At 42.3% G+C, this 1542-nt stretch carries 2 protein-coding genes; both read left to right on the top strand.

The window, feature by feature from the left end; genetic code table 11:
* A partial coding sequence (locus WH7805_RS13640; protein ID WP_232198898.1) for a hypothetical protein occupies nt 1-307 on the top strand: 307 nt, incomplete at its 5' end.
* Between the two features lie 59 nt (nt 308-366).
* Nucleotides 367-1542 (top strand): IS3 family transposase gene (locus WH7805_RS13630; RefSeq protein WP_086004105.1). Its coding sequence is split into 2 segments (ribosomal slippage), with 1177 coding nucleotides annotated over them: nt 367-625 and nt 625-1542; the frame shifts between segments, so codons are not numbered across the junction. This gene is flagged as partial in the annotation.

The raw sequence follows: 1542 nt of genomic DNA, 5'->3' as shown, positions 1-1542 counted from the left end.
AAGTAATAACAATATACCAAGGTCACACATAGTGACCTTTAACTTCAGAGAGACAGAAATGATAGTAAAGCCACTTCTCAAGCAGTCTCACCATGTGATCGTTTCTGACGATGGTGATATTTGTATTGGTGAGATACCGAATGTTTCACAAGTTATTGAAAGTCCTCCAAACTGGGTAAAAGATGTCCTTGGAAAGTTAGACGGAAAAAGAACCGTACCTCGAATAATTAAAGAGCTTGTACATGAAAATGTAGGGGCATCTGAGGATGATATTTACAACTTTATCGGTATGTTTGTAGTGGCATAGTGAATTTGGTCACTTAGTTAGAGGTGATATCATCACTTCATACGTTAACAGGTGACACTATGACAAATCGTACAAGACGACTATTCAGCGCAGAATTCAAGCTCGAGGCTTCACAGTTAGTGATTGATCAAAATTACTCAGTGGCAGAAGCCGCCCAAGCCATGAATGTGGGTAAATCCACGATGGATAAATGGGTTCGTCAGCTTAAACAAGAACGACAAGGCAAAACGCCAAAAGCTTCGCCTATGACCCCTGAGCAAATAGAAATTCGGGAATTAAAAAAGAAGTTAGCTCGTCTTGAAGAGCATAATGAAATATTAAAAAAAGCCACGGCTCTGTTGATGTCGGACTCACTGAACAATTCTTGATGATCAAGAAACTCAAGCAGAGCTATAGCGTAAAAACATTATGCGAAGTCTTCAATGTTCATCGAAGTAGTTATAACTATTGGCTAAAGCGTCCAACAGCGATTAGGGCGGAAACAGTCAAACTTCGCAGCTTAGTTAGTGAGGCCCACGCAGCAAGCAACGCCTCTGCGGGAGCGAGGACTATTGCAGATATAGTCACAAATCAGGGTTTAAAACTGAGCCGATACCGAGCAACAAAACTCATGAGAGAGCTTGGTTTAGTCAGTTGCCAACAGCCAAAGCATCGATACAGAAAGGCTTCTCAAGAACATGTTGAGGTTCCAAATCACTTGGGCCGACAGTTTGCTGTTACCGCCCCAAATGAAGTTTGGGTTGGTGATGTTACGTATATTTGGACAGGAAATCGCTGGATGTATTTAGCGGTTGTTATTGATCTTTTTGCCCGCAAAGTGATTGGTTGGTCGATGTCTTTATCACCTGATTCCAGTCTGACAGGCAAAGCTCTTTCAATGGCTTATGAGTCGCGTGGTAAGCCGAAAGGCGTCATGTTCCACAGCGATCAAGGTAGCCACTATACAAGTCGAAAGTACCGTCAATTACTGTGGCGTTTTAAGATAAAACAGAGTTTATCTCGCCGAGGAAATTGCTGGGATAATGCACCAATGGAGCGTTTCTTTAGAAGCTTAAAGACCGAATGGGTGCCAACAGTGGGTTATCGTAGTTTTGCTGAAGCTCAACAAGAGATCATCCGCTACATTATCGGGTATTACTGTCAACTCAGGCCGCATCAATATAATGGCGGCCTAACTCCCAACGAATCAGAACGATTATATTGGGAAAACTCTAAAACCGTGGCCAATTTTAGTT

Source organism: Synechococcus sp. WH 7805 (assembly GCF_000153285.1).
GTDB lineage: Bacteria > Cyanobacteriota > Cyanobacteriia > PCC-6307 > Cyanobiaceae > Synechococcus_C.
This window is presented reverse-complemented; position numbering and strand designations above follow the sequence as displayed.